The organism is Thauera sp. SDU_THAU2 (assembly GCF_038260575.1).
GTDB lineage: Bacteria > Pseudomonadota > Gammaproteobacteria > Burkholderiales > Rhodocyclaceae > Thauera.
This window is the reverse complement of the sequence record NZ_JBBWUN010000003.1, coordinates 2,663,241-2,685,842: the sequence shown is the minus strand read 5'-3', so window position 1 is coordinate 2,685,842 and position 22,602 is coordinate 2,663,241. Positions and strand designations below refer to the sequence as shown.

Annotated in this window: 19 protein-coding genes, 2 tRNA genes, 2 pseudogenes and 1 riboswitch; of the genes and pseudogenes, 11 read left to right on the top strand and 12 right to left on the bottom strand. The window is 65.7% G+C overall.

Features of this window, described 5'->3' with window-relative positions; translation table 11 throughout:
- Position 1 precedes the first annotated feature (1 nt).
- Positions 2-2,685, bottom strand: a pseudogene (aceE, locus tag AAFL97_RS14130) (pyruvate dehydrogenase (acetyl-transferring), homodimeric type).
- Positions 2,686-3,311: 626 nt separating this feature from the next.
- On the opposite strand from aceE, the pseudogene AAFL97_RS14125 reads away from it, so the two are divergent.
- From AAFL97_RS14125 to AAFL97_RS14095, 7 genes and pseudogenes are all read left to right on the top strand, one after another.
- A pseudogene (locus AAFL97_RS14125) lies at positions 3,312-5,288 on the top strand (PAS domain-containing sensor histidine kinase); the annotation flags it as partial.
- Positions 5,263-5,901 carry a response regulator transcription factor gene (locus AAFL97_RS14120; protein WP_341645447.1) on the top strand — a complete coding sequence of 213 codons (639 nt, stop codon included), beginning with the start codon at positions 5,263-5,265 and terminating at the stop codon, positions 5,899-5,901. The pseudogene AAFL97_RS14125 and the gene AAFL97_RS14120, both read left to right, overlap by 26 nt.
- 155 nt (positions 5,902-6,056) lie before the next feature.
- A complete protein-coding gene (folD, locus tag AAFL97_RS14115) occupies positions 6,057-6,944 on the top strand; it encodes a bifunctional methylenetetrahydrofolate dehydrogenase/methenyltetrahydrofolate cyclohydrolase FolD (RefSeq protein WP_341645446.1) in 888 nt (295 codons plus the stop codon).
- Entirely contained in the window at positions 6,941-7,450 is a 510-nt protein-coding gene (purE, locus tag AAFL97_RS14110; protein WP_341645445.1) for a 5-(carboxyamino)imidazole ribonucleotide mutase, read from the top strand. The genes folD and purE overlap by 4 nt, the downstream gene beginning before the upstream one ends.
- A 48-nt stretch (positions 7,451-7,498) precedes the next feature.
- Complete coding sequence (locus AAFL97_RS14105; protein WP_341645444.1) at positions 7,499-8,677, top strand: 5-(carboxyamino)imidazole ribonucleotide synthase; 1,179 nt, start codon at positions 7,499-7,501, stop codon at positions 8,675-8,677.
- Between the two features lie 7 nt (positions 8,678-8,684).
- On the top strand, positions 8,685-9,749 hold the full coding sequence (locus AAFL97_RS14100) for an L-threonylcarbamoyladenylate synthase (RefSeq protein WP_341645443.1): 1,065 nt from the start codon (positions 8,685-8,687) through the stop codon (positions 9,747-9,749).
- An 81-nt stretch (positions 9,750-9,830) separates the two neighbouring features.
- Positions 9,831-9,906, top strand: a tRNA-Ala gene (locus AAFL97_RS14095).
- Positions 9,907-10,057: 151 nt separating this feature from the next.
- Here AAFL97_RS14095 and AAFL97_RS14090 read toward each other — a convergent pair.
- From AAFL97_RS14090 to AAFL97_RS14060, 7 genes are all read right to left on the bottom strand, one after another.
- Positions 10,058-10,630 carry a TMEM165/GDT1 family protein gene (locus AAFL97_RS14090; RefSeq protein WP_341645442.1) on the bottom strand — a complete coding sequence of 191 codons (573 nt, stop codon included), beginning with the start codon at positions 10,628-10,630 and terminating at the stop codon, positions 10,058-10,060.
- Positions 10,631-10,638: 8 nt separating this feature from the next.
- Positions 10,639-10,811, bottom strand: a riboswitch (yybP-ykoY riboswitch).
- 118 nt (positions 10,812-10,929) lie between these two features.
- Entirely contained in the window at positions 10,930-11,802 is an 873-nt protein-coding gene (yghU, locus tag AAFL97_RS14085; protein WP_341645441.1) for a glutathione-dependent disulfide-bond oxidoreductase, read from the bottom strand.
- Between the two features lie 115 nt (positions 11,803-11,917).
- On the bottom strand, positions 11,918-12,466 hold the full coding sequence (locus AAFL97_RS14080) for a rhodanese-like domain-containing protein (protein ID WP_341645440.1): 549 nt from the start codon (positions 12,464-12,466) through the stop codon (positions 11,918-11,920).
- A gap of 35 nt (positions 12,467-12,501) precedes the next feature.
- A complete protein-coding gene (locus tag AAFL97_RS14075; RefSeq protein WP_341645439.1) occupies positions 12,502-12,840 on the bottom strand; it encodes a hypothetical protein in 339 nt (112 codons plus the stop codon).
- 13 nt (positions 12,841-12,853) lie between these two features.
- Positions 12,854-14,203, bottom strand: a complete 1,350-nt coding sequence (locus AAFL97_RS14070) for an NAD(P)/FAD-dependent oxidoreductase (protein WP_341645438.1) — start codon at positions 14,201-14,203, stop codon at positions 12,854-12,856.
- 136 nt (positions 14,204-14,339) lie between these two features.
- Positions 14,340-16,109 (bottom strand): SulP family inorganic anion transporter, encoded by a 1,770-nt coding sequence (locus AAFL97_RS14065; RefSeq protein ID WP_341645437.1) that lies wholly within the window; start codon positions 16,107-16,109, stop codon positions 14,340-14,342.
- Positions 16,110-16,111: 2 nt separating this feature from the next.
- The gene (locus AAFL97_RS14060; RefSeq protein WP_341645436.1) at positions 16,112-16,972 is read right to left on the bottom strand and encodes an MBL fold metallo-hydrolase; all 861 of its coding nucleotides are present in this window, start codon (positions 16,970-16,972) and stop codon (positions 16,112-16,114) included.
- A 245-nt stretch (positions 16,973-17,217) separates the two neighbouring features.
- Here AAFL97_RS14060 and gstA point away from each other — a divergent pair, with 245 nt between their 5' ends.
- Positions 17,218-17,823 (top strand): glutathione transferase GstA, encoded by a 606-nt coding sequence (gstA, locus tag AAFL97_RS14055; RefSeq protein WP_341645435.1) that lies wholly within the window; start codon positions 17,218-17,220, stop codon positions 17,821-17,823.
- Between the two features lie 104 nt (positions 17,824-17,927).
- Here the strand turns inward: gstA and AAFL97_RS14050 are convergent, their stop codons facing one another.
- Positions 17,928-19,712, bottom strand: coding sequence for a GGDEF domain-containing protein (locus AAFL97_RS14050; RefSeq protein WP_341645434.1), 1,785 nt, complete (start codon positions 19,710-19,712; stop codon positions 17,928-17,930).
- 329 nt (positions 19,713-20,041) lie between these two features.
- Here AAFL97_RS14050 and AAFL97_RS14045 point away from each other — a divergent pair, with 329 nt between their 5' ends.
- Positions 20,042-20,506 (top strand): ProQ/FinO family protein, encoded by a 465-nt coding sequence (locus AAFL97_RS14045; RefSeq protein WP_341645433.1) that lies wholly within the window; start codon positions 20,042-20,044, stop codon positions 20,504-20,506.
- Positions 20,507-20,536: 30 nt separating this feature from the next.
- Here AAFL97_RS14045 and AAFL97_RS14040 read toward each other — a convergent pair whose 3' ends face one another.
- On the bottom strand, positions 20,537-20,698 hold the full coding sequence (locus tag AAFL97_RS14040) for a hypothetical protein (RefSeq protein ID WP_341645432.1): 162 nt from the start codon (positions 20,696-20,698) through the stop codon (positions 20,537-20,539).
- A 111-nt stretch (positions 20,699-20,809) separates the two neighbouring features.
- On the opposite strand from AAFL97_RS14040, the gene AAFL97_RS14035 reads away from it, so the two are divergent.
- Positions 20,810-20,885: transfer RNA gene (locus tag AAFL97_RS14035), tRNA-Thr, on the top strand.
- Positions 20,886-20,891: 6 nt separating this feature from the next.
- Here AAFL97_RS14035 and AAFL97_RS14030 read toward each other — a convergent pair.
- Positions 20,892-21,197: a hypothetical protein gene (locus AAFL97_RS14030; protein ID WP_341645431.1), complete on the bottom strand. Its 306-nt coding sequence runs from the start codon at positions 21,195-21,197 to the stop codon at positions 20,892-20,894.
- 47 nt (positions 21,198-21,244) lie between these two features.
- Here AAFL97_RS14030 and AAFL97_RS14025 point away from each other — a divergent pair, with 47 nt between their 5' ends.
- A complete protein-coding gene (locus AAFL97_RS14025) occupies positions 21,245-21,430 on the top strand; it encodes a hypothetical protein (protein ID WP_341645430.1) in 186 nt (61 codons plus the stop codon).
- Between the two features lie 108 nt (positions 21,431-21,538).
- Here AAFL97_RS14025 and AAFL97_RS14020 read toward each other — a convergent pair whose 3' ends face one another.
- Complete coding sequence (locus AAFL97_RS14020) at positions 21,539-22,195, bottom strand: hypothetical protein (protein ID WP_341645429.1); 657 nt, start codon at positions 22,193-22,195, stop codon at positions 21,539-21,541.
- Positions 22,196-22,602 lie beyond the last annotated feature (407 nt).

Sequence of the window (22,602 nt, the reverse complement as noted above, 5' to 3'; positions counted from 1 at the left end):
CTCAAACCGACATCGGGTTCGGCTTGTTCGGGTCGAGGTTGTACTTGGCCACCGCGGCTGCGACCTTGTCGCGGCCGATCACGCCGTCATCGGCCAGCGCCTTCAGCGCAGCCAGCGTCACCCAGTGGCGATCCACCTCGAAGAAGTGGCGCAGCTTCTCGCGGGTGTCGGAGCGGCCGAAGCCGTCGGTGCCCAGCGTGACGTAGCGGCGGTCGAGTTGCACGCGGATCTGCTCGGGGAGCATGCGGATGTAGTCGGTGGCGGCGATGGCCGGGCCTTCGAAGCCGGCGAGCTTCTGCTGCACGTGGGTCTTCTTCGGCTCTTCCTGCGGGTGCAGCAGGTTCCAGCGCTCGACGTCCTGGCCGTTGCGGGCCAGTTCGTTGAAGCTGGGCGCGCCCCAGATGTCGGCCTCGACACCCCAGTCGTTCTTGAGCAGTTCGGCGGCGGCGATGACTTCACGGAAGATCGTGCCCGAACCCATCAACTGCACGCGAGGACCCTTGGCGTCGCCGCCCTTGCGGAACAGGTACAGGCCCTTGAGGATGTCGGCTTCGGCGCCGGCAGGCATCTCGGGATGTTCGTAGTTCTCGTTCATCACCGTGATGTAGTAGTAGATGTCCTCCTGTTCGGCGAACATCCGGCGCAGGCCGTCCTGCACGACGACGGCGACTTCGTACTGGAAGGTCGGGTCGTAGCTGATGCAGTTCGGGATCATGTTGGCCATCAGCAGGCTGTGGCCGTCCTCGTGCTGCAGGCCTTCGCCGTTCAGCGTGGTGCGGCCGGCGGTGCCGCCGATGAGGAAGCCGCGGGTGCGCTGGTCGGCTGCCGCCCAGCACAGGTCCATGGTGCGCTGCAGGCCGAACATCGAGTAGAAGATGTAGAACGGGATCATCTGCACGCCATGCACGCTGTAGGCGGTGCCGGCGGCGATCCAGTCGGCCATCGCGCCGGCTTCGTTGATGCCTTCCTGCAGCACTTGGCCGGTCTGGCTTTCCTTGTAGAACATGAGCTGGTCATGGTCTTCCGGCACGTACTTCTGGCCTTCCTGGTTCCAGATGCCGTACTGGCGGAACATGCCTTCCATGCCGAAGGTGCGCGACTCGTCCGGCACGATCGGCACGATGTGCTTGCCGATCTGCTTGTCCTTCAGCAGGGTGTTCATCATGCGCACGATCGCCATCGTCGTCGACAGCTCGCGGCCTTCGCCCGAGGCCTTCAGCAGCGCGGCGAAGGTATCGAGCGAAGGGATGGCCAGCGGTTCGGCCTTGGTGCGGCGCTGCGGCAGGAAGCCGCCGAGGTCCATGCGGCGCTGCAGCAGGTACTTCTGCTCGGGCGAGCCTTCCTCGAACTTCAGGTAGGGCAGCTCTTCCAGCTTGTCGTCGGGTACCGGCAGGCCGAAGCGGTCGCGGAAGCGGCGGATGGCTTCGACGTCCATCTTCTTCTGCTGGTGCGAGATGTTCATCGCCTCGCCGGCCTGGCCCATGCCGAAGCCCTTGATGGTCTTGGCCAGGATCAGCGTCGGCTGGCCCTTGTGCTCGGCCGCGGCCTTGTAGGCGGTGAAGATCTTGAAGATGTCGTGGCCGCCGCGGTTCAGGCGCCAGATCTGGTTGTCGGTCCAGTCGGCGACGAGTTCCTTCAGTTCGGGCGTGTTGAAGAAGTGCTCGCGGACGTAGGCGCCGTCCTTGGCCTTGAAGGTCTGGTACTCGCCATCGACGCATTCCATCATGCGCTTCTGCAGGATGCCCTTCTTGTCGCGGGCGAACAGGGCGTCCCAATGGGTGCCCCAGAGAACCTTGATGACGTTCCAGCCGGCGCCGCGGAATTCGGCTTCGAGTTCCTGGACGATCTTGCCGTTGCCGCGCACGGGGCCGTCGAGGCGCTGCAGGTTGCAGTTGATGACGAAGACCAGGTTGTCGAGCCGCTCGCGGCCGGCCATGCCGATCGCGCCCAGCGATTCGACTTCATCGGTCTCGCCGTCGCCGAGGAAGGCCCAGACCTTGCGCTGTTCGGCGCGGGCCGGGTCGATCATGCCACGGCTGGCCATGTACTTCATGAAGCGCGCCGAGTAGATGGCGCACAGCGGGCCGAGGCCCATCGACACGGTGGGGAACTGCCAGAATTCCGGCATCAGCCACGGGTGGGGGTAGGACGAGATGCCCTTGCCGCCGGTTTCCTGGCGGAAGCTGTCCATCTGCTCTTCGGTCAGGCGGCCCAGCATGTAGGCGCGGGCGTAGGACACCGGGCACCGAGTGGCCCTGGAAGAAGATCAGGTCGCCGTCGTGCTGGGCCGACGGGGCGTGCCAGAAGTGCGAGAAACCGACGTCATAGAGGGCTGCAGCGGACGCGAACGAGGCGATGTGGCCGCCGACGTTGGTGTCCTTGTTGGCGCGCACCACCATCGCCATGGCGTTCCAGCGGATGTAGGAATGGAGCTTGATTTCCATGTCCGCATCGCCGGGGTAGGGGGGCTGCTGTTCGACCGGAATGGTGTTGATGTACTCGGTGGTGGCCGAGTAGGGGATGTTTTACCCCTTCCTGGCGTGCGGTCGCGATCAGGGTTTCGATCAGGTAATGGGCGCGCTGCGGGCCTTCTTTTTCGACGACGGCGGCGAGTGCATCCATCCATTCCTTCGTTTCCTGCGCGTCGGTATCGTTTTGCGCGGGAACGTTGCTGATTCCGGTCATGGTCTGTCTCCTCATGACGTTCGGTTGGCGAATCCTACCTGTTGGGCAGGTCTGTTGGTGGTACGGACGCAGCCGCCTCGACAACCAGCGGCTGACTTTTCGAACTATAAAACCACTTTTCGCAATGTGCAATGATGTTGACGTGGAGAAGCCCGGATGCGTGCATGGAACGCATGCCGGGAGGCACGGCAAGGGTGTTGGAGCGGACTTAGTTCGTGCTTTGCAGTCGTGACTGAAGCACGGTGCTGGCGCACGCAGGCGACGAGGAGGGGCAGGGTGGCAAGGCGTTTGCGCCGGGTGCTGGAGAACGGCATACCCGGACTGTATTGGCAGGCATGAAAGCGGGAAAGTTGGCGGAAACCCGGATGTCGCGATAAGGGTTAAACCGGATGACGATTGCCGGAGGGCTCACCGACAATCGAGCGGCGGGTATTGCACTGCATCATTTTTTGCTCCTTCCTCCGAAGTCCTCCATGTTCCGTTCCGACTCTGCCCCCGGCGATCCGCAGTACCGGTATTGGGCTGTGCCCTGTGTGGTGATGCTGTTCTTTGCGCTGGGCATGTTGGCACTGGTGTGGCTGCTGCTGCAGCCCGGGTTCGAGATCGAACGCGAGGTGGCCTTGCGCGAACTGCAATGGGCGCTGCCGGCGGCACTGATCCTGAGCCTGTCAGTGCTGGCGCTGTGGAGCCTGTGGTCGCTGCGCATCCACGTGCAGCGCCGCGAGCAGGTCGAGAAGGAGCGCGACAGGCTGTTCGATCTCTCGCTCGACATGCTGTGCGTGGCGGGCCTGGATGGCCGCTTCCGCCGCTGCAACCCGGCCTTCGAGCGCATTCTCGGCCACGCGCCCGACAGTTCTGCCGGGCCGACCGATGGTCGATTTCGTCCACGACGAAGACATCGGCACGACGCTCGATGCCTTGCGCCGCCTGGCGGCCGGCGAACCGGCGAAGTTCGAGAACCGCTGCCGCTGCGCGGACGGCAGCTACAAATGGCTGGAGTGGAGCATCAACCCGGTGCCCGAGGAAGGCCTCGTTTATGCCGTGGCCCGCGACATCACCGGCAGCAAGGCGGCGGAGCAGGTCTTGCGTGCCGAATCCGCCTTCCGCAAGGCGATGGAGGATTCGGTGCTGACCGGGCTGCGTGCCATCGACCTGAGCGGGCGCATCATCTACGTGAATTCCGCCTTCTGCCGCATGGTGGGCTGGCGCGAGGACGAACTGGTCGGTGCGATCGCGCCTTTCCCGTACTGGCCGAAGGAGACGCAGGATGTCTGCGAGCGCAACCTGCGGATGACGCTCGACGGGCATGCGCCGGCCAGCGGCTTCGAACTGCGCATCCAGCGCCGCAACGGCGAACTCTTCGACGCGCGCTTCTACCTGTCGCCGCTGATCGATGCCAGTGGGCAGCAGACGGGCTGGATGGCGTCGATCACGGACATCACCGAGCCCAAGCGCGTGCGCGCGGCGCTGGAAGCGACCCACGAACGCTTCGAGGCGGTGCTGGACGGGCTGGATGCAGCGGTGTTCGTGGCCGATGCCCGCAGCGACGAGATCCTGTTCGCCAACCGTGCTTTCAAGCGCATCAACGGCTTCGACGCGGTGGGCCGCACGGTGCGCGGCGTCGCCGTGCCCCAGCCCGAACGCGGCGATTACCGCGTCGATCCGCGCGGCCTGACGCCGGCCGATCTGCCGCGCGAGTTGTTCGACGGCGAATTGCAGCACCCCGTGTCGGGGCGCTGGTACCACGTGCGCGAACAGGCCATGCGCTGGGTGGATGGGCGGGTGGTGCGCATGGGCATCGCCACCGACAGCACCGAGCGCAAGCAGACCGCCGAGGTGGCGCGCCAGCAGGAAGAACGTTTGCAGCGTACCTCGCGCCTGATCACGATGGGCGAGATGGCGTCGATGCTGGCGCACGAGCTGAACCAGCCGCTGTCGGCGATCGCCAACTACTGTGCCGGCTGCGTGACCCGCATGCAGGGCGGCAAGTGGAAGCCCGAGGACGTGCTGGCGGTGATGCAGAAAGCCAGCTTCCAGGCCGAGCGCGCCGGCAAGATCATCCGCCGCGTGCGCGAATTCGTGAAGAAGAGCGAGCCGCGCCGCAGCGCGGTCAAACTGGTCGACATCCTCGACGATGCGCTCGGTTTCGCCGACATCGACGCGCGCCGCACCGGCATCAGGCTGGTGGCCGACATCGAGCCCGGGCTGCCGCCGGTGTTCGCCGATCGCATCATGATCGAGCAGGTGGTGCTGAACCTGATCCGCAACGGCCTCGATGCGATGGCCGACACATTGCCGGAGCAGCGGCTGCTGGTGGTGCGCGCGCGCCGCTGCGGCGAGGATATGGCGGGGGCCGCCGGGGCGATCGAGGTGGCGGTGATCGACCGCGGCCACGGCATCAGCGAGGAGGGCGCCAGCGGCTGTTCACGCCGTTCTACACCACGAAGGCAGAGGGCATGGGCATGGGCTTGAACATCTGCCGCTCGATCATCGAGTTCCACGATGGTCGTTTGATTGTCGACGACAACCCGGAAGGGGGTACCATATTCTCGTTTACCCTGCCGGCGGAGTCCGTAAGTGAGCGAGTTGCACCCAGCGCTTGAACAAATCATCCATGTCGTCGATGACGATGAAGCCCTGCGGGATTCCATGACCTGGATGCTCGAAGGCAATAACTACAAGGTGCTGACCTACGAATCCGCCGAAGCCTTTCTCGAAGGCTGCCGCCCCGACATGGCAGGCTGTATCGTGCTGGACGTGCGCATGCCGGGCATGAGCGGACTGGAGATGTTCGAGGAACTCGGGCGCAGGCGTTGCACCCTGCCGGTCGTCTTCATCACCGGCCACGGCGACGTGCCGATGGCGGTGTCGGCGCTGAAGAAGGGTGCGGTCGATTTCATCGAAAAGCCGTTCAGCGAGCGCGACATGCTGCGCCTGATCGAACAATGCCTGACCCTCGAACGCGAAAGCCGCAGCAAGCGGCGGCAGGAGGCGGACACCGCGCGCCGGCTCGACCATCTCACGCAGCGCGAGCGCGAGGTGCTGGACCTCATCATCATCGGCAAGCTCAACAAGCAGATCGCCGACGTGCTGGGCATCAGCATCAAGACCGTGGAAGTGCACCGTGCCCGCGTGATGGAAAAGATGGGCGCCAGTTCGCTGGCCGAACTGGTGCAGCACGTCGTCACGGTGGAGCCGGGGGCGCTGCTGCGCTGAAAGCCGAGCCGCCGAACCGGGCGATGGGGACGTGGCTGAAGTGGACGATTTCGCTTGGGAATAACCAGCTGATCCAGCTGCTGGGCCGGGCGATGAATGGGTACGCGGCGCGGGCGCCTTGCTGTAAAATCCTGCCCTTTTTCGAGGTTTTACCGATGACCGCTCGCATCATCGACGGCAACGCGCTTTCGGCGCGTGTCCGCGGCGAAATCGCAGAACGTGCCGCAGCGTTGACGGCACGCGGTGTGCAACCTTGCCTGGCGGTCATCCTGGTCGGCGGCGATCCCGCTTCCGCCGTCTATGTGCGCAACAAGGTCGCGGGCTGCGAGAAGGCCGGCATTCGCTCGCTGCGCTTCGACTACCCGCAGGACGCCACCCAGCAGGAAGTCATGGCCAGGCTCGCCGAGCTGAACGCCGATCCGTCCGTGCATGGCATCCTGGTGCAACTGCCATTGCCCGCCCATCTGGACGAGACGGCGGTGCTCGAGGCGATCGACATCCGCAAGGACGTCGACGGCTTCCACGCCGAGAACGTCGGCCTGCTGTCGCAGAACCGCGAAGGCTTCGTCCCCTGCACGCCGAACGGCGTCATGAAGATGCTGGAGACGGCCGGCGTGCCGGTGCAGGGCGCCGAGGCGGTGGTCATCGGCCGTTCCAACATCGTCGGCAAGCCGATGGCGATGCTGCTGACCAACGCAGGCGCCACCGTCACCGTGTGCCATTCGAAGACGCGCGACCTGGCCTTCCACACCCGCCGTGCCGACATCGTCGTTGCCGCGATCGGCAAGCCGCGCTTCGTCACCGGCGACATGATCAAGCCGGGTGCCACCGTCATCGACGTCGGCATCAACCGCCTCGACAGCGGCCCGGATGCCGGCAAGCTGTGCGGCGACGTCGATTTCGCCTCGGCGGTCGAAGTCGCCGGTGCGATCACGCCGGTGCCGGGCGGCGTCGGGCCGATGACGATCACGATGCTGCTCGAGAACACCGTGGTGTCGGCCGAACGCTCAGCGCGCGACGCCAACGGGAAGGAAGGACAATGAACACGACCGCGACCGCCCAGCCCTTGGTGGGCATCATCATGGGTTCGAACTCCGACTGGCCGACCATGCAGGCAGCGGCCAAGGTGCTGGCCGAATTCGGCGTGCCTTACGAGGCGCGCGTGGTCTCGGCCCACCGCACGCCCGACCTGATGTTCGAATACGCCGAAGCCGCGCGCGGCCGCGGGCTGAAGGCGATCATCGCCGGCGCCGGCGGCGCGGCCCACCTGCCCGGCATGGTCGCGGCCAAGACCACGCTGCCGGTGCTCGGCGTGCCGGTGCAGTCGAAGGCGCTGTCGGGCCAGGATTCGCTGCTGTCCATCGTGCAGATGCCCAAGGGCATCCCGGTGGCGACCTTCGCCATCGGCGAGGCCGGCGCGGCCAACGCCGGCCTGTTCGCGGTCGCGCTGCTCGCCAACGAGAACGCCGAACTGGCGACGCAACTCGATGCCTTCCGTGCGCGCCAGACCCGGACCGTGCTCGACATGGAATTGCCGCCGCCGGCCTGAAGCGCCGCGTGGCCGTATCCGCCGATTTCCGCCCACTGAAGGCCCGTCATGTCGTCCAGCAAGACTTCCTCCACCATCCTTCCGCCCGCCACGCTGGGCATGCTCGGCGGCGGCCAGCTCGGCCGCTTCTTCGTCGCCGCGGCGCATGAGATGGGCTACAAGGTGTGGGTGCTCGATCCCGATCCGCACAGCCCCGCCGGCCTGATCGCCGACCGCCATCTGGTCGCCGTTTACGAGGACTATGCCGCGCTCGACGAGCTGGGCGGCAGCTGTGCGGCGGTCACGACCGAGTTCGAGAACGTGCCGGCCGGCACGCTGGATTACCTCAGCAAGTTCATCCCGGTGCATCCGGCGGCGAGCGCGGTGGCGGTGTGCCAGAACCGCATCGCCGAAAAATCCTTCCTCGCCGACAACGGCCTGCCGCACGGCCCCTTCGCGGTGATCCGCAGCGAGGACGACGTCCGTCATGCCGATGCCGGGCTGTTTCCGGCAGTGCTCAAGGTCGCGCGCTTCGGCTACGACGGCAAGGGCCAGGCGCGGGTCGTCAGCCACGACGAGGCGATCGCCGCCTTCCAGCATTTCAAGGGCGAACCCTGTGTGCTGGAGAAAATGCTGACGCTGGACTGCGAAGTCTCGGTGGTGCTGGCGCGCGACGAGGCCGGCGCGGTGCGCTGCTTCGCGGCCGGCGAGAACCGCCACCGCAACGGCATTCTCGACGTCACCATCGCGCCGGCGCAGACTTCGGCCGGGCTGAGGGACACGGCCCGCCAGATCGCCGAACGCATCGCCGAAAAGCTCGGCTACGTCGGCACGCTGGGGGTGGAGTTCTTCGTCTGCGGCGGCGAGCTCGTCGTCAATGAGATGGCGCCGCGTCCGCACAACAGCGGCCATCACACCATCGACGCCTGTGATGCCAGCCAGTACGAGCAGCAGGTCAGGGCGCTGTGCGGCCTGCCGCTCGCCACGCCGCGCCAGCACTCGGCCGCGGTCATGGTCAATCTGCTCGGCGAGCTCTGGTACGCTGACGGCAAGGGCCATGGCGCCTACCACGAACCCGACTGGGCCGTGCTGCACGCCGTGCCCGGCCTGCGCCTGCACCTGTACGGCAAGCACCACGCCCGCCCCGGGCGCAAGATGGGCCACTTCGTCGTCACCGGCGAGGATGCGGACGAAGTGCTGCAGCGTGCGCTGCAGGCCCGTGCCGCGATCGGCATCCGCGACGAGTGAACGGCGAATGAGCAAGAACACCGCAGTCAAGCCGCGCGGCCGCATCGAGCCCCCCACGCTGGTGGCGATCCGCGAGGCCGCCGATCTGCTGCGTGCCGGCGACATCGTCGGCATGCCGACCGAGACCGTCTACGGGCTGGCTGCCGATGCGCTGAACCCGGAGGCGGTGAAGAAGATCTTCGCTGCCAAGGGCCGACCTGCCGACCACCCGCTGATCGTGCATCTGCCGTCGGCCGACCATCTGCCGCGCTGGGCCGCCAGCATCCCCAAGGATGCCATCGCGCTCGCCCGCGCCTTCTGGCCCGGCCCGCTGACGCTGATCCTGAAGCGCGCCCCCGACGTGCCCGACGAAGTCACCGGCGGGCAGGACACCGTCGGCCTGCGCGTGCCCTCGCATTCGATCGCACTGGCGATGCTGCAGGTCTTCGGCTCGGGCATCGCCGCGCCCAGCGCCAACCGCTTCGGCCGCATCAGCCCGACCACGGCCGCGCATGTGCAGCAGGATCTGGGCGAGCGCGTCGCCATGGTGGTCGATGGCGGCCCCTGCGCCTTCGGCATCGAATCCACCATCCTCGATTTCTCGCGCGACGCGCCCGAGATCCTGCGCCTCGGCGCGATCACGCCCGACGCCATCGCCCGCGTCATCGGCCGCCGTCCGCGCGTGCGCGGCAAGGCCGAGGAGGCGCAGTCTGCGGATGCAGGGCAGGCGAATGCTGCCACGCTCGCACCGCGTGTTTCCGGTGCCCTGGCCGCCCATTACGCACCGGGTACCCCGCTGCGCTTGGTAGCGCCCGCCTTGCTGGTCGACGAAGCGGCCACGCTGGCAGGCGAGGGTAGCCGCGTTGCGGTGCTGGCGTACGGCCAGGACGACCCGCAGGACTCGCGCCTGATCTGGCAAGCGATGCCCGCCGACCCCGCCGCCTACGCCCACGATCTCTACGCCAGCCTGCGTACTGCCGACACGCTGGACGCCGACTTCATCCTCGTCGAAGCCTTGCCCGACGACCCCGCATGGCATGCGATCGCCGACAGGCTGGGGCGCGCAGCGGTGGGTTCCGGCGAGGGGCGTTGAAGGAGTCACACCGGTGGCGGCAGAGGGCTGTGGCAGGGCTTCCATTTCACGCCCCGGCTCTCTATAATGCGCCTTCTTTCAGGGCCGATAGCTCAGCTGGGAGAGCGCTGCGTTCGCAATGCAGAGGTCGGGAGTTCGATCCTCCTTCGGTCCACCAGGAATTCAGGATGAAAAGCGCATTACACATACCGTGTAATGCGCTTTTTGCTTTTGAAGCGGATTATCGCAGGCGCAGTGTGGCAGACGGCCTGCGCAGGACAAGCTCGGTGAGGTGACCGGCTTCTGGTTCATCCCCACCGCTCAGGTTCTCAGAACAGGCTGCCGACGTTGAACAGCGTCAGCATGCCCAGGATACAGAAGATGGCGGCAGCGATGCCGTGCACCAGCTGCATCGAAACCTTCTTGGCGATCTTGTCGCCGAGGAAGACGGCCGGCACGTTCGCCAGCATCATGCCTAGCGTGGTGCCGAGGACGACCTGGACGACTTCAGGGTAGCGCGCGGCGAGCGCGACGGTGGCGATCTGCGTCTTGTCGCCCATCTCGGCGAGGAAGAAGGCCACCACGGTGGTGCCGAACACGCCCAGCCCGCGGGTGTTTTGTGCGGCATCGTCCTCGATCTTGTCCGGGATCATCATCCACACCGCCATGGCGATGAAGGAGATGCCGATGACCCAGCGCAGCACGTCCGGCCCGAGCGCCTGGGCGACCCAGCCGCCGACGGCACCTGCCGCTGCGTGGTTGACCAGGGTGGCGACGAAGATGCCGGTGATGATGGTCCAGGGGCGACGGAAGGTGGCGGCCAGGATGATGGCCAGCAACTGGGTCTTGTCGCCCATTTCACCCAGCGCGACGACGCCGGTGGATACCAGAAACGCTTCCATGAAAACGGGAACTCCAGGGCCGGAAGGACGAAAGACCGCACCGCCTCCCGGCCCTATCCGTAGGCAGTGCGGTCAAAGGTCTTGCCAGGCCTGAAAGCTGCACGCGCCATGGCCTGTCGGCCAAGCATGTTGACGCGCACCCCTGCATTGCGCAGGGCGGCTACTCCCCGATGACGAGCGGGCGCGATTCTAGCATCGGTGTGCTGGTGTCGGAACCCGGTGTGGTTTTTGTGCCGAAGGGCGGGCCGGAAGGGTGGCAGTTTGTTGCCGTGCCCCTCCGGGTGCCTTGCCGGAAAAAGTCAGGACTCGGCTTGCAGCTTGTCCTGCGTACGGGTGTCGAAGTCGGATGCGTCGTGGCGTTCGTGGAGCTGCTGGTCGAGCGGTCCGCTGGCACGATTGACCATGCGGCCGCGCTTGACCGCGGGGCGGGCGGCGATTTCATTGGCCCAGCGCACGAGATGGGTGTAGTCCTGCACCTGCAGGAACTCGGCGGCATCGTACAGTTGGCCCAGCACCATGCCGCCGTACCACGGCCAGATGGCGATGTCGGCGATGGTGTATTCGTCGCCGGCGATGTAGCGGCTTTCGGCCAGCCTGCGGTTCAGTACGTCCATCTGGCGCTTCGCTTCCATGGCGAAGCGGTTGATGGCGTATTCGATCTTGGTCGGTGCGTAGGCGTAGAAGTGGCCGAAGCCGCCGCCCAGGTAGGGGGCGCTGCCCATCTGCCAGAACAGCCAGGACAGGCATTCCGCGCGCCGCGCGGGCTCGGTGGGTACGAAGGCGTCGAACTTTTCCGCCAGGTAGAGCAGGATGGCGCCGGATTCGAACACCCTGACCGGCTCAGGGCCGCTGCAGTCGAGCAGGGCGGGAATCTTGGAGTTCGGATTGACGCCGACGAAGCCGCTGCCGAACTGGTCGCCGTCGTTGATGCGGATCAGCCAGGCGTCGTACTCGGCGCCGCTGTGGCCGAGGGCCAGCAGTTCTTCCAGCATCACGCCGACTTTGACGCCGTTCGGCGTGGCCAGCGAATACAGCTGCAGCGGATGCTTGCCGCGCGGCAGCTCGCGGTCGTGGGTGGGGCCGGCGATGGGCCGGTTGATGTTGGCGAAGCGGCCGCCGTTGGCCTTGTCCCAGGTCCAGACCTTGGGCGGGGTGTAAGTGGTGTCTGTCATGCTCGGACCTTCAGCGTGGGTTCGACGAAGCCAGCATGATAGAGGAGCACGTTGCGGAATTCGAGGTGGATGCCAGAGGCCGCCTGTATCCGGATGCGACGCGCGGTTGTGGCGGTCAGCGTTGGTCGATGCGGTAGACCTTGTCGGCATTCATCTTTGGCGACCACGGCAGTCCGCTGTTCTGCCAGCCGTTCATCAGCCGGAAGCCGGCCTGCGGGCCATCCTTGATCGCCGCGCCCTGAAAGCCGTTGACCACGTAGCGGGCGTTGGGGAAGCCGTTGGCGCGCAGGAAGCTGGCGCTGGGTTCGCCGCGCTCGCTGCCCGAGCGGCACATGGTGATGATTTCGGCGTCGGTGCCCATGCCGCGCTTGTCCAGTTCGGCCTTGATCTGTGCGGCGAAATCCGGGTTCTGGTACAGGCGGAAGACGCCGCGTTCGGCATTCCACTGGCTGCGGTCGACCAGGATGAAGGGAATGTTGACATGCACGGCGTCGGTGAAGCCGACGAACATGATCTCGACCGGATCGCGGACATCGACGAACAGCACGTCCGGTTCGGCGTTCCGGATCCTGGCGTAGGTTTCCTCGGCCGAAATGGCGATGTCGGCTGCCTGCGCGGACAGGCTGGCGAGGCTGAGGGCGGCTGCGATCAGAAGGCGTTTCATGGCGGCAGTGGTTCCTGTAAGTGGGTTGGCGGGCTTCAGGCAGTCCGGTACATGCTGGCCGCGATCGGCCAGGCCAGTGCGGCGGCAACTGCGCCGAAGGCGGCGGCGAAGAAGAACAGGTTCATCCAGTCGACCCAGTAGCCCATGTTGGCGAAGGACGACTTGGTCATGCCCGGAGTGATGAAGAAGCCGATCACGGTGACGATGACGCCGACCGCGATGGCGGGGACGAGGCCTTGCCGCCAGCCCACGCCGGGCCGGGTGGCGGCGAACAGCATCAGCATCGCCCACAGCAGCACGGTACCGATGACCTCCGGCAGGTATTGCAGGCCCAGTTCGAACAGGATGTTGAGGGTCAGCCAGATTTCGTACATGCCGTTTTCCTCCTCAGACGCGGCCCTTGAGCACCGCCATGTAGGCGGGCTTGAGCAGGCGGTACTTCATGATCCAGGCGAAATAGCTGTCCTGCAGCGGATCGATCATCGGCAGCGAGGGCGTCAGCCTGTTGTCGTAGTCGAACTCGACCAGCAGCGCCGAGCCTTCGCGGATCAGCAGCGGGCAGGAGGTGTAGCCGTCGAAGTGCTGCGAGGGGTCGCGGCCGGCGATGACGTCGATCAGGTTCTGCGCGACGAGCGGCGCGCTCTTCTTGATCGTGGCGGCGGTCTTGCCCTTGCCGGTGCCGTTGATGTCGCCCAGGCCGAAGACATTGGCGAAGCGGCGGTGGCGCAGGGTCCCGGGATCGACTTCGAGCCAGCCGCCTGCGGCGAAGCCGCCTTGCTGCCAGGGCAGGGGACTGTTCATGATCGCGTCCGGTGCGCGCATCGGCGGCACGACGTGGATGAAGTCGTAGCCGATGTCGCTGCGTTCGCCTTCGGGGCTGGCGACGGTGGCGCGGCGGGCGCCGATGTCGATCGCGACCAGCTTGCTGTTGAAGGTGACGGGGATGTCCAGTTCGGCCCAGCGGCGCAGTACTTCGTCGTTGATGCGGGGCACGCTGAAGATATTGTCCAGCGCGGAATGGAAGGCGATGCTCGATGCATCGCGGGTGCCGGCCTGCTTGAGCCGGTCGGCGACCATGAACGTCATCTTCAGCGGCGCGCCGGCGCATTTCAGTGGGGTGGCGGGCAGGGTCATCAGCGCCGAGCCGCCTTTCCGGCGGAAGCTGTCCATCGCATGCCAGGTCGCTTCGGCGGCGGCGGGGCCGGGATAGACGCTGCCGAGGCCGTTGCTGCCGATGGCGGCGACGTCCATGCCTTCGATCTGCGCGTAGTCGAGATGCAGGCCGGTGGCCACGACCAGATAGTCGTATTCGATGCGCCGCCCGCTGTCGGTGACGACGGTATTGGCGACCGGGTCGAACTCCGCGACCATCTCGCGCACCCACTCGACGCCGGCCGGCATCAGGTCGACGTTGCGGTCGCTGACCTTGTCGACCGGCCAGATGCCGGTGGCCACCAGGGTGTAGCCCGGCTGGTAGTTGTGGATTTCCTTGCGGTCGATGGCGGTGATCTTCGCGCCGTCCAGTCCGCGCGACAGGCGCGCGGCGATGGCCAGGCCGCCCAGGCCGCTGCCGGCGATGACGATGTGCGCCGAAGTCTTCAGGGCGGCGTGCGCAGGCGCGCCGGCGAGCGTCAGGCCGGCGCCGGCAATGGCCGGCAGCGCCGATGCACCGAGCAGGAAACGGCGGCGGCCGTTGGCCGGCGCTGCGGATGGACATGCTTCGGATTTGTCGGACATTCCTTCTCCCCCGCTGGCATGGTTCGGCGCAAACAGCGCTGTTCATGCCTGTGTCCGACCAATCATATTAGTGTTTGCTCACATATCCGCGATCCGGTCATGGTTATGTGACTTGCGTCACAAAGCATTGCGGGGCTCAAGACTTGTTCTTGTCGGCGTCTTGCCGGGCGATTTCTGCGGCGAGCGTGTTGAAGGCTGCGTCCTGGGTCATGAAGATTTGCCCTGACAGCCAGTCGGAGGCTTCGGTCCGGTCCAGGGCGTCGCGCAACGGGCCCTTCAGTTCGGAGAGGTGCAGCTGGATACCTTTGGCGCGCAGTTCGCGGTCGAGCTGCATCAGCACTTCGAGCCCGGTGAGGTCGATGCCGTTGACGCCGCTCATCATCAGCACGACGTGCCGAAGCTGTGGGCGCTGGCGCAGCGCGGACGTGAGCGTTTCCGAAATCCAGCGTGAATTGGTGAAGAGCAGGCTCTCATCGACCCGGACCGACAACACCTGCGGCAGTGTCTCGACCTCGAAGCGATTCACGTTGCGGAATATCGTGGTGCCGGCGAGCCGTCCCACTTCCGTCCAGTGCGGGCGGGCGGTGCGTTGCAGCAGCAGGCCGATCGAGGAGATCACGCCGATCAGCAAGGCCTCTTCGATGCCGACGAACAGTGTCAGCGCCGTCACCATTGCCATCAGCGTGAATTCGGTGCGGGAATAGTGCCATGCCAGCAGGAAGGGAGCGAGATCGATCATCGACAGCACGGCAATGATGATGGTGGCTGCCAGCACCGCACGCGGCAGGTACTGCAGCATGTCGCCGATCAGGGCGATGGCGAGCGCAAGCAGGATGGCGGTCCACACGCCTGCCATGTGCGTGCGGGCGTTGGCGTCGAAGTTGACGATGCTGCGCGAGAAACCGCCGGTGACAGGCATGCCGCCCGAGGCAGCGGCAGCGGCGTTGGCGGCGGCGAGGCCGAAGAGTTCGCGGCGTGGCGAGATCTTTTCACCGCGGCGTGCGGCGAGCGCTTCTGCCACGGCCAGGCTTTCGACGTAGGCGACCAGCGCCAGCACCGTCGCGGGGGCGAGCAGATCGAGCCAGACCGCCAGCGGGGCCTCCCATATCCACGGGAAGACGAGGCCGTCGCCGAGGCTGATCCGGCCCGACAGGGCGACGCCCTGATTCAGCCCGGGAAAGCCGACGATCCAGGCGATGGCTGCGGCTACGATCAGGATGGGCGCGGCGCGGGCCAGCAACTGTGCGGTGCGTGGCTCGAGGCCCAGGCGCTGCAGCATGCGGCTGCCGTAGCGGCGCAGGCCCCACAGCGCCAGCAGCGCCGGCAGGCCGATGGCGGCGGTGGCGAAATGGGGCAGTACCCGGTCGCTGGCGGCGAGGGCGCTGCCCAGTTCGATGGCCGTGCTGCCATTGACCGGTATGCCCAGCAAGGTGGGAAACTGGCCCAGGGCGATCAGCAGCGAAGCGCCGGTGACAAAGCCGTGCAGCACCGGGGCGCCGAGCAGGGCGGCCAGGGTTTCCAGCCGGAGCAGGGCGGCGATCAGGCAGATCGCGGCGATCTCCAGCGACAGCACCAGCGCTGCGAGATGGGGCGTGATGCCGTGGTCGATGGCCACGCCGCCGATGGACTGGGCGGTCATCATCGCGATCACCGCCACCGGCCCCACGGCGAGGGTCGTGCTGGAGCCGAAAGCGGCATACGCCAGGGCCGGCAGCAGGCTGGCCATCACGCCTACCACGGGGGGCAGGCCGGCGAGAATGGCATAGGCCAGGCTCTGCGGAACCAGCAGGATGGTGACGATGACGGCGGCGAGCAGGTCGTCCGTCAGCGCGGCGCGGCGGTATTCGGCCCAGCGGCGGGCGAAGGATGGGCTCGGTGCGGTGGTGGGGGCGGGGGTCGGCGGCATGCTCACAGCAGGTCGAGCGGAATCTTGAGGTAGCGCACGCCGTTGTCCTCGGCGGGCGGAAGATTGCCGGCGCGCACGTTGACCTGGATGGACGGCAGGATCAGCGTCGGCATGGCGAGGGTCCGGTCGCGGGCGCTGCGCATGGCGACGAATTCCGCTTCGGTGACGCCGTCATGGACGTGGATGTTGCTGTCGCGCTGCTCGGCGACCGTCGTTTCCCAGGCAGGTGCGCGGCCTTCGGGCGGGTAGTCGTGGCACAGATGCAGGCGTGTCTCGGGCGGCAGCGCCAGCACCTTGCGGATCGAGCGGAACAGCGTGGCCGCATCGCCGCCCGGGAAGTCGCAGCGTGCGGTGCCGTAGTCGGGCATGAACAAGGTGTCGCCGACGAAGGCGTCCTCGCCGACGACGTAGGTCAGACAAGCGGGGGTGTGTCCGGGCGTATGCATCACCGCGGCGTCGAGGCTGCCGATATGGAAATGCTCGCCATCCTCGAACAGGTAGTCGAATTCAGTGCCGTCGGTGTTCATGTCCTTGGCGTTGAAGACGGCCTTGAACACACCCTGCACCTGGCGGATGTGGCCGCCGATGCCGATGCGGCCGCCTAGTTGCTGCTTCAGGTAGGGGGCGGCCGACAGATGATCGGCGTGAGCATGGGTCTCCAGCAGCCAGTCGACCGTCAGCCCGGCCTGACGCACGTGGGCGACCACCGCGTCGGCGGAAGCATGCGAGGTACGGCCGGACTTGGGATCGTAGTCCAGCACGCTGTCGATGATTGCGGCCCGGTGCGTGGCCGGGTCGGAAACGACGTGGGTCACGGTGAAGGTAGCCGGGTCGAAAAAGGACTGGATTCTGGCGCGTTGCATGTGGAGGATCCTCGGATGTCGGTGCTGGTTTACCGTGCCGCAGCGGCACCGGCGAGGGATGCGGAGAGCAGAATATCAAGTGGATGAGAGCGCATGAGGGAAGCGGGCCGGGGACGGTTCGAAAGCATAAATATAAGCAAAAACTTATGCTAAGGTCCAATCGGAGTTGCCGATGGCGGCCACGAGTGGGCAGTGTCGCAGGCCTGCGGCATACTGCGCTTTTCCCACCCCACGGAGTCCTTGCCATGAAGCTTTACTACAAGCCGGGCGCCTGCTCGCTGTCGCCGCACATCGTTCTCGAAGAACTCGGTCTGCCGTATGAGACGGAAGTCGTCGATCTCCAGACCAAGGTGACGGCGGGCGGTGCCGACTTCACCCGGATCAATCCCAAGGGCTATGTGCCTGCACTGGTACTGGATGGCGGTGAAGTGCTGACCGAGGGGCCGGCGATCGTGCAGTACCTGGCCGACCTTGCGCCCGAGAAGAAGCTGGCGCCCGCCAACGGCAGCCTGGCGCGCTATCAGTTGCAGTCGTGGCTGACCTTCATCGGCACCGAATTGCACAAGTCCTGCAGTCCGTTCTTCAATCCGGCCTCCGGGGATGCCTGGCGGGCTGCGGCGCAGGCGAACCTCGAGCGCCGGCTGGGGTACGTCGACAAGGAACTGGCGGGCAAGGCGTATTTGATGGGCGAGGACTTCAGCGTCGCCGACGCCTATCTGTTCACGGTGCTGGGCTGGATGGGCTTCATCCAGTTCGATCTGTCCCGTTTTGCCAATCTGACGGCGTTCCAGGCACGGGTCGCAGCGCGGCCGGCCGTGCAGGCGGCGCTGAAGGCGGAAGGGCTGGCCTGACCTGCGCCGCTTTCGTGAGTGGTGGCGCACCGGGGAAATGCCGTGGTGCGCTGCCGCCATCCGTATTCACGTAAAGCCGGTCGGGCGAAGGAGGCCGTTCTGGATCAGCTCGGTTCGGCGATGATGACGCGGTTGCGCCCGGCCTGCTTGGCCTGATACATGGCCTTGTCGGCCCGGCTCAAGGCGGGCTGCATGGATTCGCCGGCATTCACCGGTGTCACGCCTGCGCTGAAAGTGATGACGATCTTCTGGTGGTCGGTCATGAAAAACTCGCGGGTCAGCTCGCGCTGCAGCCGGGTCAGCGTGTTGTAGGCGTCGGCTTTGCCGGTTTCCGGCAGCAGGATCACGAACTCTTCACCGCCGTAACGCGCCAGCACATCCTGCGGGCGCAAGTGGTGCCGCACGACGCGGGTGAGGTGGATGAGGGCTTCGTCTCCCACTTCGTGACCATGGGCGTCATTGAGTTTCTTGAAGTTGTCGATGTCGAGCAGTGCAAGGGCGAGTGTCGTGCCGCGTCGCTGGGCGCGGGCGGCCTCGGCCTCGAACATCTCCCCCAGCCCGCGGCGGTTCAGGACGCCTGTCAGTTGGTCGTGCCGCATCAAGCGGCTGACTTCGTCGAGTTCATGCTGCAGCGTGGCGATGCGTTCTTCGGCCGCACGCGCCTGCTGGCGGCTTGCAATCAGTTCATCGCGCGAGCGTCGGGCTTCGTCCTGGATGCTGAGGGTTTCGCGCATCACTTCGTCCAGCACCTGCCCGATTGCATTGATGTCCCTGGCCTGGGCGATGCGTTGGGCGCAGGTGCCGATACGATCGTGGTAGGTGCTGGTGCTCTCTGAAAAGCTCGCGAGTTGGTCGACGAAGCCGGCGAGCATCGTGCGCAGATGGTTCTGGGCTTCGACGAGGTTGTGCTTCAACTGGCTCTGCTTGTAGATCAGATCCTTGAGGCGGCGCTCGGCGTCATCGATGCTGCGGGGGTTGAGCGGGGCATCGATGAGTTCGCGCAACATTTCGATCTGGCCCGTCAGCCAGGTGTCGTCCAGCACCAGATCGTCGATGTTGCGAAGCAGCAAGCGCAGCAATTGGAGGAGTCCGCCGCGGATTTCCGCATCATCGGCCGTGGTCATTTCGAGGCGATGGGCGAGGCGGCGGATGCGGGCGCCTATCTGCTCGAGCTGTGCGGCTTCGAGTGTGACGGCGACATCATCGGCAAGCCGCTGAGCCTCATCCGCCAGTTCCGGATGCGCGCCCAGGAAGGATGGGACGACATCGCGGAGGGTCGATGAGAGGAGCTGGCGGAAGCTCTCGATCAGATCTCGGCCGTGTCCGGCCGGTAATACGACTGCAGTCGACTTGGTGCTTGTGGCGACAGCAGCGATGTCTTCCGCTGGCTCCGGGTCTGCCGCTGCGAGGTCGAGCGGAGTCTGATTCCAGCCACGCAGCAGTCCCTGCAGGCGGTTGTAGAGTGTCGTGGACTCCGATGCGGCCAGGACACGATCGAGGGATTCGCGTTTACGTGCGATGGTCCAGCCTTGCTGGCGATCCTCCCAGGAACGGAGCAGGTCGGCGATGAGCTCATTCCATGCAGGCGCTTCGACGTTTTTCAGTCCGTCCAGATAGTGCCACAGCGCCTCTTCCGCCATCTTCGGATCAGCCGCATTCAGGGCCTCGTCGAACTTGCGGACTGCTTTCTGCTGCTCCGGGGTATCCCTGGACAGGCGGTACGACAGCCTGTGCAGGAAGTCTTTGGGTGCCGTGACGTCGTTGGCGTGGCTACCGGCAATCTCATGGTAGAGCTTGCTGTAGTTGTCCGGAGTCGGAGTCATACGGCGCAGTGCAAGCTGACGAAGAGTTTCGCGGGCGACTTCGGAAGGGCTGCGCTGGGCGCTCATGGAGGATGCCGATGGCCGGTTCGATGCACGGGATTATATCGGTAGCCTGAGGCGGCGAAGTGCATGATCCAGCGGAGTAAAGCGGCTCGTTTCCACTGGCTGCATCGAGCGTGCTGCGGGACAAGCTCCATTGCGGTGAGCCGGCTGCGATTGGCACAATACCTATTTCGGGCAATTGCGATGTGGACCGGGGAGCGAGGGCCCGGTTTGTCCAGTTCGCATGGGGGACGCCCCGCCGTGTTTCGAGGCGGCTGGACGGGTAGAATGCGAAGCTTGATCATCCTTGGGCCCTACCGACAGCGCCCAGCCTGCAAGAGTTCTTGTCCTTCATGAGCACCGAAAAAGACAGCATCGCGGCCGATGTGCCTGCCACTGCCCCCGCAACAGAGAGCAACGCTGCGCCACGGCAGCGAATCGAGCCGCGCGCCTTGCTGCAACGCCTGCAAGAGGCGTTTCCGGCTTTTCGCGATTGCAAACCTTTGGCGCTCAGGATCGATGCCAGCATCGTCGAGCGCATGCCCGACATCGATCGCAAGAGCCTGCGTGCCGCATTGCGGATGTATACCGCCTCGACCCGCTATCTGAAGGCCGTCGAGCGCTCGCAACAGCGTTTCGATCTGGATGGGCAGCCCGCCGGAGAGGTGACCGAAGAGCAGCGCACGCATGCATCGACGACGCTCAAGGAACGCTTTGCCGCAGTGGCCCGGCAGCAGAAGGAAAAGCGCGAAGCCGAGGCTGCGGAGAAACGACGCACCGAGAAGCTGCAGCAACTGGTAAGCAAGTTCGGCCGTTGAAAGCCCGGCTGCCGAATCTGCGCCTCATGGTCAGCAGTGTGGCCGGAACAGATTCTGCGAACGGATCAACCAGGTCGCGGCGCCGGCAAGCACGGCGAGCGCAATGCCTGCCGCGATATTTCCGGTTCCCAGCATCAAGCCGGCCAACAGGCCGACAGCAAGCAGCAGGCGAGTGAGCAGCGTTTCGGACATGATCGTCTCCTGTATGGTTATCCAGTAATTTGACTGTACATCCATACAGTTTTCGAGGCAAGCATGTCGTGCAGCCGCGTGCCTGTGCTTGCGCTATAATCCGCCCCCAGTGCCGGCATAGCTCAGTTGGTAGAGCAGCTGATTTGTAATCAGAAGGTCGTGGGTTCGATTCCTATTGCCGGCACCAGCAAAATCAATGAGTTACGCCAGTCTTCCGGGGCTGGCGTTTTTGCTTCTGGGTGCCGTGTAGCCCTGGTGTAGCCAAATCCGGGCAATCCAGATTGCTGCCAGCGGCCGGACTGGCGTCAGCGGCGAGGCGATCCAGCGAATCGGCAGGCCACAGCAAGCGGCCGTTCAGCATCTTGCACGGCTGCAACCCGAAGTAGTGGCCGGAGCGGCAAATTGCCGCCCGCAGGCTTTGCGGTTTCAGGTGCAGGGCGGCGGCGAGTTGTTCAGTGGAAAGCCACTGCACGGACGGGAACGCAGGCGATAAAAGCATGATTACCTCCCGTCCGACTGCTCGATGATCCGCACCTGTTCATCGAAATGGCAGGCCCAGTGGTCCGCGTGCGCAATGGCAAGCTCCACCAGGCGATCCGCGTGATCGTCGCCCGCAGCCTGGCGGCGGATGCACCGTGCCCCCAGAAGCTGGGCAGCGACTTCCCGCAGAACGGAAGCGGCGAGCGAAGCCACATCGACGGGCGCGTCCGGCGCCCGCGGGGCGGGGTGTGATTGGCGGCGCTCATCCTCAAGCCCTCCTGCCGAATGTGAAACGCCAGGCCAGTGCCGGGCCGGTGAAGCGCCGCAGGGCGCGGTACAGGGCGAAGCGGTGAATCGTGCTCATGCTTCACCCCCTTGCACGATGGACAGGGCGACCGCTTCCAGGCGCTGGATCGCGAGTTCGGCGACATCCAGGCCGCTTTTCAGGTGATCGCGGTAGGCGGCGATTTCGCCGGCCATTTCCAGCAGCAGCGCGCGCACGTCCGGGCCACCGCCGCCGACGCGGAGCTGCTCGCTACTGCGAGTGAGCGACAGCATCATGAGGCGGCGGCGATCGCCCCAACTGGCCTCATAGCCGGATTCTGAGCTGCGAACATCGTCGGCGGTGAGCACGGCCGGGAAGTCAGCATCGACCGTCGGCGCGGGCTGGATGAAGGGCTCGAAGGCGGCGGGATCCCCAGCGACCTTGCACAGCACGGCGCGGATGGCGTGCTCTTCGGCATCGAACATCCCATCATCGTTGCAACCGACGAGGCCGACCAGGGCAGCGCACAGCGCCTGATACAGATCGGGCGCGGCGGCAATCAGCCGCTCATTGGCGTCGGCCTGCTGGGCACCGACACCGCCGGGCCAGACTTCGCAGACAGGCAGGCCCGCAGGCGTGCTGCCGACGATCTGCCGATGGCCGATTGCCCGCCAAGGGCCAGGGGTGAAGCTCGGGGAAAGAGTGGGCGCGGAATGCGCGTGGGCGTGCGTGCCCGATGCAGTGCGTTGCATGGTTGCTGCTCCAGTGTTTGCGGTATGAATCCCGCTCCCCGACGCCAATCAGGGGTGGCGGGCGCGTGCGGGATTGGCGTACCGGAACACTGGAACCGGCGAGCCTTGCGGCTCTCCCACACGGCCCACCATAGGCAAGCAGCACATGCGCGAGGACATAAAAAATCCGCCAGGGCGGCGGACACGTCCACCAGTGTTGTTCGGGACGCCAATCCCGTGCCTGTTGTCTGCAGGCAGTACGGATGATGCCCGGCAGCGCGCTGGGCCGTCAAGCCCGCGGCGGTCAGATGCAGCCGCGTCGAATCGATGCAGGAACCGCCAGCCAGGCCACGGAAGCGGCCGACAAGCGCCGCGAGGACTACAGCAGAGGAAGGCACGCCAGCCCGCCCAAAGCCGGCACAGACACA